The sequence below is a fragment of the Geopsychrobacter electrodiphilus DSM 16401 genome, assembly GCF_000384395.1.
Classification (GTDB): Bacteria; Desulfobacterota; Desulfuromonadia; order Desulfuromonadales; family Geopsychrobacteraceae; genus Geopsychrobacter; species Geopsychrobacter electrodiphilus.
Genome location: NZ_ARWE01000001.1, coordinates 2,344,443 through 2,354,324, shown reverse-complemented (window position 1 = coordinate 2,354,324; position 9,882 = coordinate 2,344,443). Strand labels below are relative to the sequence as shown.

The following is a 9,882-nucleotide window of genomic DNA, read 5'->3' as shown; positions in this document are numbered from 1 at the left end:
ACTCCCTATAACCCGGGGAGATTTCTGAATCTTCATGTCCGGCAGGTCTTCTGGCTCGCGTATCATCCCGAAATGGCCGCCTTCCCGAAAAAAAATCAGTGGCGTCTGGCCTTTCAGTCCTCGCTTACAGCGGCGGGTCCGCGGGGGATTCTCACCCCTCTTCCCTTGACCGGGCATTTTAATTTCTTCGACGTACCTATATAAGGCGGCCGGCTTCAGGCTGTCAAGTTTACTCGGTTCCGGGCATTGGTACCAGCTGAATCTGAATGCGTCGATTGAAAGCCCTGCCCTCTGCGGTGCTGTTGTCTGCCACGGGTCTGTATTCACTGTACCCGGCAGCGACCAGGCGCTCTCCCGGGAGACCGACCTCGTCTTGCAGCACATGCACTACGCTGTTGGCTCGCGCAGTGGAGAGTTCCCAGTTTGTGGGGTAGGTTTCTTTGAGTCGACTGCTGATCTGGACATTATCAGTATGACCTTCAACCAGCAATGCCTTGTCGGGGAATTTTGTCATGATGTCGCCGAGACTGCGCAGGACTTTTTTCCCCTCCGGGCGCACTTCGGTCTTGCCTGAATCGAAGAGAATTTTATTCGGCAGATTTACCGACAATTTCCCTTTGAGATTGGTAATGGTCAACTCTCCACGTTTAATTTCCTGCTCCAGCGCGCCAACCAGCTGGTCGTAGGTGTTCTTCAGACTTGCGACCTTCTCGTCACGCGCCTTGCGTTCGGCTGCAACCTGCTCTTTAAGTTGATTCTGTTCCTGCTGAAGCTGCGCAATGCTGGTCAGTAGTTCCTGGTTGTTCTGATTCATCTCCTGGAGTTGTTCCTGCATTTGTTCTTGCCGGCTGCTGAAGGTTTGTTGACTGCGATCGAGATCGGCGCGCTCGTTTAAAAGAGTTTGCTGCAATTCCGAGTTTTTCTTGAGTTGGGCGATCAGTTTGGTGTTCAGCCCTGAGATCTCGGTGTCTCCTTGTTGTTTCAGGGTTTCAAGGGTCTTGATTCGATTGTTTGCCTCTGCCAAGTTCTGGCTCAGCTGGGTTGCCTCGTTGGCTTTTAGATCGAATGTGCCCTGGCTGACACAACTCGCAAGGAGCAGCATCAGGCTTAAGTATCCAAGTTTTTTCATGGTTGACTCCACGGATTAAGGTCATAAGTCGAGACCCACTTTTATCACAAGTGGTCGAAATGTAAAGGAGATTTCCTGTGGAAAGGGACCGGAATATCAGTTGCGGGTCTCTGGGCGCTGTGTTATAAAATAGTAACTTAAAAATGAGAAACTGTCCTGTAAAATTATGGGTTTGCGGAGTTCACCAATGTTTGCTATCCAAAGAATTATTCAGACTGCGCTTGAGGAAGATATCGGGCTGGGTGATATCACGACCGAAGTGACAGTCGCGTCGGACACTATTGTCCGCGCGGAACTGGTCGCTAAAGAAGATTTTGTGTTGGCGGGGTTGGATGTCGCCGGGCAGGTTTTTAAAACGGTTGACCCTGCGATTGCCTATGAAAAACTGCTGCAGGATGGGTGCAGGGTGCGCAAAGGGGAGGTTATTGCCTGGCTGCGGGGCTCAGCTGCTGGCCTGCTTAAAGGCGAGAGGGTTGCGTTAAATCTGCTGCAGCGCATGAGTGCCATCGCCAGCCTCACCAGTCAATATGTCGCCGCGGTCTCCGGGACCAAGGCGGTTATTGTCGATACGCGCAAGACCGTACCAGGGCTGAGAGTTTTGGATAAATATTCGGTACGGATGGGGGGCGGGCGCAATCACCGGATCGGTTTGTTCGATGGGGTGTTGATTAAAGAGAATCATATTGCCGCAGCCGGTGGGATTGCCGAGGCAATCAGTCGTGCCAAGCAGAAGGTACCACACACCCTCAAGATCGAAATCGAAACGCGTAACCTTGATGAAGTCGAACAGGCTCTGACTGCAGGTGCCGATATTATTATGCTTGACAACATGACTTTTGATGAACTGCGTCAGGCGGTGGAGCGGATCGCCGGACAGGCTTTGATAGAAGCCTCGGGTGGTGTCAATCTTGAGACGGTTGCTGACATCGCCTCCACTGGGGTTGATATTATTTCAGTTGGAGCCTTAACCCATTCGGTCAAGGCCGCCGATATCTCAATGTTGTTTGACTAAGCTCCCCATTGCAATCCCGGGAGTTGTCGTTTGGCCTGTGCCCTGAACTCCTGCCAGGAGCTAATTTGACCTCACGAGAGCAGATTATACAGTTATTTCGCCAACGGCTCGGAGACTATATCTCGGGTCGTGAGATCTGCAGCGTCTTGCAGATCTCACGCGCTGCTGTCTGGAAACAGGTTGAGCAGTTACGAGAGCTTGGCTTTGAGATTGAAGCGCGTCGTTCTCGCGGATATCGGTTACTTGAATCCCCTGACCTCCTGCTGTCTGCAGACATAAGCGCTGAGCTTGGGACGAGCCTGATTGGTCGAAAAGTCCATTGCACCTCCGAGATTGCTTCGACTAATCAACTGACTCAGCAGTTGGCCGTCGATGGTGCTCCTGAAGGTCTGGTCGTGCTGGCCGATGCGCAGACTGCGGGGCGTGGTCGTATGGGGCGCTGCTGGACGTCTCCAGCTGGCGTCAATGTTTATTGCTCCATTCTTTTGCGGCCGCCAATCTCACCTCGGCAAGCGCCACAGTTAACATTCCTGACCGCCGTCGCCGCAGCGGAAACCTTGAACGCCCTCTATAGCCTGAATGCCCGAGTGAAATGGCCGAACGATATTCTGGTTGGGGGACGCAAGATTGCCGGGCTTTTGAACGAACTCAGCGCCGAAACAGAACAGATTCACGCGCTGGTGATGGGGGTGGGGATCAACGTCAATATGACCGCCGCCCAATTTCCCGCTGACCTGCGTTATCCAGCAACTTCGGTGCGGATAGAGATGGGTGCTGTGCAGCCGCGCCTGCCCCTGGTTCGGTTGATGTTGCAGCGTATTGATGAGCTTTATCTCGAGTTCTTAGCTCAGGGCTTCTCTCCCCTGCGTCGTCGCTGGGAAGCCCTGTTCGATCTCCTGGATCGTCAGGTTGAGGTTGATCTCGGTGCGCGTATTATTTCGGGGGTTGTCGGTGGCCTGGAGCCGGACGGTGCTTTGAAATTATTTCTGCCTGATGGGAGTGTGGAGCGGGTTCTGGCGGGGGATGTTAAGCCGATCGGGATGCAAGCCAAAGGTTGAGGTTTCGCCGAATCTGCGGTTTTTATCCCACGATCACTGCGGGTAAACGATGTTTGCGGAGTTGATACGATGCTACTGGTAATTGACGTTGGAAATAGTAATACGGTGATGGGGGCCTATCTTGGCAAGGAGCTGGTGAGTGATTGGCGTATTGCGACCGACAAGGATCGTACGGTTGATGAATATGCGATGCTGGTACATAACCTTTTTAATCTGGCCGGGATGAAATTTGATCAGCTTTCCGCGGTTATGATCTCTTGTGTTGTCCCCCCGATGCTCAACAGCCTCGAAGCTCTCTGCCGCAAGTATTTTAAGCTGGTCCCATTGGTGGTCGGCCCGGGAGTTAAAACCGGGATGCCGATCCTCTATGATAACCCTAAAGAGGTCGGAGCCGATCGGATTGTCAACGCCGTTGCGGCTTACGACAAATGGCACTGCGGCATGATCGTCGTTGATTTTGGTACTGCAACCACCTTTGATGTCATTTCGGCAGCCGGTGAATACCAGGGAGGGGCAATCGCCCCGGGGATCGGGATCTCTGCAGATGCTCTCTTTGCCCGCGCCAGCAAACTGCCGCGGGTTGAATTTTCCCGCCCGCCGCAGGTGGTGGCCAAGAATACGGTTAACAGCATTCAGGCAGGCATCTTTTTCGGCTATGTCGGTCTGGTTGAGGGGATTGTTACCCGTATGCGGCAAGAACTTGGTCAGCCACTTATGGTGATAGCGACAGGCGGTCTGGCCGCTTCAATCGCCGGAGCCAGTGCCATGATCGACAGTATCGAACCCTTTTTGACCCTTGAGGGGCTGCGTATCCTGTATGAGCGAAACCTTTAACAGTAAAATTGGTACAAGCAGCTCTAACTCAGTACGAATGGTAATCTCCCCTTAATGATGTGTGATTGTAGTCGATTGATATCCGTCTGGCAGGTTGATATCTGAAAAACAGCGTCTTCCTGCTATCCCCTTTTTCGATGAGGCAAAGGAGCGAGTATGGGCAAATACGATACGGCGACATTACGAAATTTTGGCATTGTTGCTCATAACAGTGCAGGCAAGACCTCTCTGGTCGAGGCGATGCTCTTTGACACCGGGGTGACCAAAAAACTCGGTAAAGTGATTGATGGTTCCTCTGTCATGGATTTTGAAGAGGAAGAGATCAAGCGCGCCATGACCCTGAGTGCCAGCCTGAACCACTGTGTCTGGAAGGGCCACAACCTGAACATTGTCGATACTCCGGGGGTCAGCAACTTTTTACACGACACTCATCGCTGTCTGCGCGTTCTGGGGGGAGCCGTAGTGATCGTTTCGGCGATCTCGGGAGTGAAGTCCCAGACGCGTAAGATCTGGGAATGGTGTGACAAATTTGAAGTTCCGCGGATTGCATTTGTCAATAAGATGGATCGGGATCGGGCCGATTTTCTCAAGGCCGTCGACGACATGGAAAAATCCCTCGGTGTGCGCAGTGCGATTGTGACCATGCCGATTGGAGCCGAAGCAGAATTTCGCGGGACGATTGATCTGGTGAAAATGCGTGCCCGGCTCTACGAGTTTAACGAATCAGGTGCATTTAAAGAGGTCGATATTCCCGCTGAACTCTTGGACGAAGCCCAGCGTTTACATCTGCAACTGGTTGAAACTGTAGCCGAAGCTGATGATGAGCTGATGGAGAAGTATCTCGAAACGGAAACGCTCAGTGAAGCTGATTTATTGCTCGGCTTGCGCGAAGGGACCTTGACTGGTGTCTTTACCCCGGTATTTTGCGGAAGCGCCCTGGCCAACATCGGGGTGCGGCAATTGCTCGACTACATTGTCGCCTGTCTGCCCTCACCTGTCGACAAGGGGGTCCAGCTTGGGACCCTGCCGGGGTCCGAGGAAATTGTCGAACGCCAACCGAGTGAGGATGCACCGTTTTCGGCGATGGTCTTCAAGACGATCAATGACCCTTATGCCGGAAAGTTGAGCTTTGCCCGTGTCTATTCCGGGACCTTGAAAACTGATACGGTCGTACTGAATCCGTTGCGTGACGAAAAAGAGCGGGTCGGGCACATCTTTCGCATGGCTGGGAAAGAACAGCAGGACATTGAGTCTGCGGTAGCCGGTGAAATTGTTGCACTGCCAAAGCTGAAGTACACCGCCACTGGCGATACCCTCTGTGATCTCCAGGCCCCTGTTCTTTATGAGCCCCTGGTGCCGCTAAAGCCGATCATCTCCTTTGCGCTTTTGCCGGCTAAAAAGGGGGAGGAAGATAAGATTTATACCGGGCTGCATAAATTGATGGAAGAAGATCCGACCCTGCGCGTGGTGCGTGATGAAGAGACTCATGAAATGGTGCTTTCCGGCATGGGGCAGGTTCATCTTGAGGTCGCAGTCGAACGCCTCAAAAGGAAATATGGCGCTGATGTGAGTTTGAAAGAACCGAAGGTCCCCTATCGTGAAACAATTCGCAGCAACGCCGAAGTCCAGGGTAAATATAAAAAACAGTCGGGAGGTCGCGGTCAGTACGGTGACGTGTGGCTCAAGGTCGAGCCTTTGTCCCAAGGAGGCGGTTTCGAGTTCGTCGACAAGGTTGTCGGTGGAGTGGTGCCGCGCAATTATATTCCGGCTGTCGAAAAAGGGGTTATAGAGGCGATGAAAAAGGGCCCCTTGACCGGCAGCCAGATGGTCGATGTGCGTGTAACCCTTTTCGACGGGTCACATCATTCAGTCGATTCCTCCGAAATGGCATTCAAGGTCGCTGGGTCAATGGCCTATAAAAAGGCGATTGAGAGCTGTAAACCGACCTTGCTCGAGCCGATTATGAATTTAGAAGTAACTGTGCCTGACGATTGTATGGGCGATGTGATCGGAGATTTGACTTCACGCCGTGGAAAGGTGAACGGTGTTGAACCTCAAGCTAATGCCCAGATGATAAAAGCCGAGGTTCCCATGGCCGAAGTCCTGCGCTATGCGCCCGAACTGCGCTCATTGACCTCTGATCGAGGAATGTTTTCAATGGAGTTTGATAAATATGAAGAGGTGCCTTCTCATCAGGCGGCCAAGATTTTGGCAGACCTGAAAACAGTTTAATCTCCGTTGTCGAGGGTTGAAAACGGTCAGCTGTCTAAAGCAAATTCCGGCGTTTCATCAAGGAGTTAGAGAAATGTCTCAAGAAGAGATCGGTCAGAGATCTACTGACGAAACACCCCGGTCATCTGACTTTGTGGATCGGGCCTCCGAACATACTGCCATCTCCCCAGAACTGGTTGTCGGGGAGCGGCCCTCATCAAAGAGCCGGGGTGTAAAACTGCTGTTGTTTTTAATGCTGGTGGTGGTGATGGGTTGCGTCATTTATTATTTGTTGGGCCAATATATTGTTGATGTAGAGCCGTCTGCAACGTCGGGGGCCTTAACCTCAGTAATTAAAATAAATAGACCAGATAGCCCTGTAATTCCCCTGGAGGAGGGAGTCAAGGTCGAGATTGTTCCAGTCGAGAAGTTAGCCTCAGTTGAACCTTCCCCCCCCAGGGTTGCCGCTTCTAACCCTGAAGTAGATCCAGTTCCTATGGTTGTAGCGCCTGCCAAAGCAGTAGGAACCCCAGCATATGTCCTTGCTAGTGGGCGTTATTTGTATTCAGATAAATTAAATAAGGCGATCAGCCAGATTGAAAAAATGGGGTACAAAACCACACGCACCAGTATAAATGAAGAGCACAAGATGACTCGCCTGCTGCTGAATCGATTTGACACGAAGGCCATGGCGGAAAAACGACTTGCCGAAATTCTTCCCAAAATAGCCGGTGCCTTTATCGTCGCTGAAGCGGGAAAGTTTGCTCTTTACGCAGGCTCTTACTTGTCGCTTGATATGGCGCGGCGTGATGCCGATTATCTTTTTGCGGAGGGCATTCGGACTGTAGAGTCCTCGGTTAGCGTCGCTCTTCCCCGGACTACCCTGACATTTGGCAGCTTTGCAACGCGTGATGAGGCATTGAAAGTGGCGGATAAATTGAAGAAAAAAGGGGTGCTGGCGCCGAAGGTCGTCTCGAACAGTTAAGATCTATCGGAGTTTTTACAAAGAGAGAGATTGAGGGTAATTCAGTTTGAGTAGTGACGACGATAAAAATATCAAATTTAAAGTACCGGCGGCTGTCGCAAAGATAATGAAGCAGTGGGGGGGGCGCGCTGTTCGTCTCGCCGCGGCGAGAGGCGCCTTGCCCATGTCGGGCCCGAATCTGGTGACAGTTCTTTTTATTTTTTATCATGGAGAAGACCAGGAATTGCGAGCCGAAGCGCTCAAAACCTTGAAAGAACTCTCTCCGGGAATCTTGAAAACGGTTTGTTCTCAGACCGAGATCCACCCTGAAGTCCTCGACCTCCTGGGTCGCCTTCATTATAAAAATATGGAGGTCATGGAGCCCTTGTTAACCAACCGGATGGTTGGGCTGAAAACACTCCATTTTGTTGCAGAAAACGCATCCGGGCATGTCCTGGACCTGGTCGCGCGAAATGATACGGCGATCCGCAAGGACAAAGCTTTAAGGTTGCTGATTATCAACAATCCAAATGTTGATAAGGTCCTGAAGATTCAACTCGGGTGGAAAGAAGAGGTTGTTACTGAACCTGTTACTCTAAAAGCGAAGAATAAAGGCGCTGCAGTTTCTTCGGTTGAAGAGGAAGCGGAAGCTGATGAAGAAACGGAGGTTCTCAGCGAGGTTGCTGAGTCCGGTCTTTCCAAATATCAAGAACTGCTGGATATGCCGGTCTCAGAGAAAATAAAAATGGCGCTGACTGGGGACAAGGAGTGGCGTTCGTTGCTGGTCCGCGAAGCGAATAAACTGGTCTGCTCAGCCGTATTGAAAAATCCACGGATAACTGAAGCTGAAGTGTTGATGGTCGCTAAAAATCGCGCCAGTAATGATGAACTGATTCGCACTATCTTGTTGAATCGCGAGTGGCTCAAAAATTACGATATGAAAAAAGCGCTGATCGAACACCCGCGAACCCCTTTACAAAGTGCTATGCGTTTCATGTCCTTTCTGACAGAGAGAGATATTAAAGATCTGGCTAAAAGTCGTAACGTTTCACAGGCAATCGTAAACAATGCCAGACGCATGCTGATGACTAAAAAACATTGAACCGAGTTTGAGCGCTGAGGATGATTATGCAGAAAGATAAATTTTCTATCGGAGTATTGACTCTGTCGGATAAGGGGTCACGGGGGGAGCGCGAAGATACCAGCGGGGTGTTGATTGGTGAAATGGTGAGTCACCTTGGGGATGTGGTCTGCTATCAGGTGATCCCTGACGATGTTGCAACGATTGAGCTGACTCTGTGCCGTTGGGTCGATGAGGTCCGACTTGATCTGATCCTGACCACGGGTGGGACAGGCTTGACTCCGCGTGATGTCACCCCGCAGGCGACTGCCAGGGTGCTTGATTATCAGGTCCCCGGTATGGCCGAAGCGATGCGTGCGGCCAGTCTGCTCAAAACACCTCATGCCATGCTGTCGCGGGCCCTTGTCGGGGTCAGGACCAATTCGCTGATCGTCAATCTTCCCGGCAGCCCAAAGGCTGCCAGAGAGAATCTTGAGGTATTGCTACCCGCCCTGCCGCACGCACTCGCCAAGCTTAAAGGGGACCCTTCTGATTGTGCGGTAAGTGATGCGCCTGGTAGACCGGGGTAGATTGAATAACTCCTGGGACAGGCAACCCATCAAAAACATGACGGACAAGCAGATTGAATGTAAACTAGATAGGGCTCTCCTAAAAAACTGCTGGAGGTTTACAACATGATGTCAGCTGCGCTTATTACCGTGCCTAAAAGGCGGTTCAAGATTTTGTTGGTTGATGATGTCGAGTTGTTTGTCGAATTGCAAAAGACCTTCTTCAGTCGTGAGCAGTTCCATATTTTTACCGCCAGTAATGGGGTTGAGGCCTTGCGCCTGGTGACAGCAGAGAAACCCGATCTGGTTTTTCTTGATTTGTATATGTCGGGGATGAACGGTGATGAAGTCTGCCGCCGGATTAAGGCAAACCCCGAGACAGCCAATGTTCCGGTTGTTATGGTCGTACAGCAGGGGAGTAGCGGCGATATTGATCTCTGTCGTGCCGTTTGCTGTGATGATATTTTGTATAAACCGGTACGGCGTGATGATTTTATACGCGCCAGTCGCACGCAGTTGTCACTGGTTGAGCGTTTGACCCCACGCTTTACCGTGCGCCTGCTGGTGCATTTCGGATTGCGTCAGGAGCGTCTGTTTCAGCAATATACGGTCAATGCTGGTGTCGGTGGGTTGTTTCTGGCCTCCGAGGCGCATCTTTCGATCGATACCTGGCTGAGCGTGAAAATGGAAATTCCTGATGGACATCCCCCCCTCAGTTGTCGCGGGCGCGTCGCCTGGGTGAACCATCCTGACTGGATGAAAAAACCAAACCTCCCTCATGGGATGGGTGTTGAATTTGTCGATATCAGCCCTGAACAACAACAGAGGCTGGCGACCTATTTCGCACAGTCTGATGTGACGTTCGAGTAACTATCCCGCTGTGCATTTACCTGTTGCAAGCCCATTTCCCGGCTCTGTTTCTCCGTTAGGTGCTGTTGTTCCTTTTTGGTGAACTTTCATTTGTAGTTCCACGCTTCAATACCATTTTATTTCACTACAACGGAGCAAGTCTGATCTGTTCGCCCCGTTGTTTATCTCATATGAT

Annotated in this window: 9 protein-coding genes and 1 riboswitch; of the genes, 8 read left to right on the top strand and 1 reads right to left on the bottom strand. The window is 51.4% G+C overall.

Going from position 1 to position 9,882, the window contains the following annotated elements; all coding sequences use genetic code 11:
* Positions 1 to 23 precede the first annotated feature (23 nt).
* Positions 24 to 189: riboswitch (cobalamin riboswitch) on the bottom strand.
* 40 nt (positions 190 to 229) lie between these two features.
* Positions 230 to 1,129, bottom strand: coding sequence for an OmpA/MotB family protein (locus tag D888_RS0111135; RefSeq protein WP_020676639.1), 900 nt, complete (start codon positions 1,127 to 1,129; stop codon positions 230 to 232).
* Between the two features lie 187 nt (positions 1,130 to 1,316).
* On the opposite strand from D888_RS0111135, the gene nadC reads away from it, so the two are divergent.
* The 8 genes from nadC to D888_RS0111095 all read left to right on the top strand — a co-directional run bounded on the left by nadC (position 1,317) and on the right by D888_RS0111095 (position 9,707).
* A complete protein-coding gene (nadC, locus tag D888_RS0111130) occupies positions 1,317 to 2,141 on the top strand; it encodes a carboxylating nicotinate-nucleotide diphosphorylase (RefSeq protein ID WP_020676638.1) in 825 nt (274 codons plus the stop codon).
* A gap of 65 nt (positions 2,142 to 2,206) precedes the next feature.
* Positions 2,207 to 3,199, top strand: a complete 993-nt coding sequence (locus tag D888_RS0111125) for a biotin--[acetyl-CoA-carboxylase] ligase (protein WP_020676637.1) — start codon at positions 2,207 to 2,209, stop codon at positions 3,197 to 3,199.
* A 69-nt stretch (positions 3,200 to 3,268) separates the two neighbouring features.
* The gene (locus D888_RS0111120) at positions 3,269 to 4,033 is read left to right on the top strand and encodes a type III pantothenate kinase (RefSeq protein ID WP_020676636.1); all 765 of its coding nucleotides are present in this window, start codon (positions 3,269 to 3,271) and stop codon (positions 4,031 to 4,033) included.
* A gap of 156 nt (positions 4,034 to 4,189) precedes the next feature.
* Complete coding sequence (gene fusA, locus D888_RS0111115) at positions 4,190 to 6,265, top strand: elongation factor G (RefSeq protein WP_020676635.1); 2,076 nt, start codon at positions 4,190 to 4,192, stop codon at positions 6,263 to 6,265.
* A 73-nt stretch (positions 6,266 to 6,338) separates the two neighbouring features.
* A complete protein-coding gene (locus D888_RS0111110) occupies positions 6,339 to 7,229 on the top strand; it encodes an SPOR domain-containing protein (RefSeq protein WP_020676634.1) in 891 nt (296 codons plus the stop codon).
* A 46-nt stretch (positions 7,230 to 7,275) separates the two neighbouring features.
* Positions 7,276 to 8,310, top strand: coding sequence for a hypothetical protein (locus tag D888_RS23145; RefSeq protein WP_156826997.1), 1,035 nt, complete (start codon positions 7,276 to 7,278; stop codon positions 8,308 to 8,310).
* A 26-nt stretch (positions 8,311 to 8,336) separates the two neighbouring features.
* Positions 8,337 to 8,858 carry a MogA/MoaB family molybdenum cofactor biosynthesis protein gene (locus tag D888_RS0111100; RefSeq protein WP_020676632.1) on the top strand — a complete coding sequence of 174 codons (522 nt, stop codon included), beginning with the start codon at positions 8,337 to 8,339 and terminating at the stop codon, positions 8,856 to 8,858.
* Positions 8,859 to 8,963: 105 nt separating this feature from the next.
* Entirely contained in the window at positions 8,964 to 9,707 is a 744-nt protein-coding gene (locus D888_RS0111095; protein WP_020676631.1) for a response regulator, read from the top strand.
* Positions 9,708 to 9,882 lie beyond the last annotated feature (175 nt).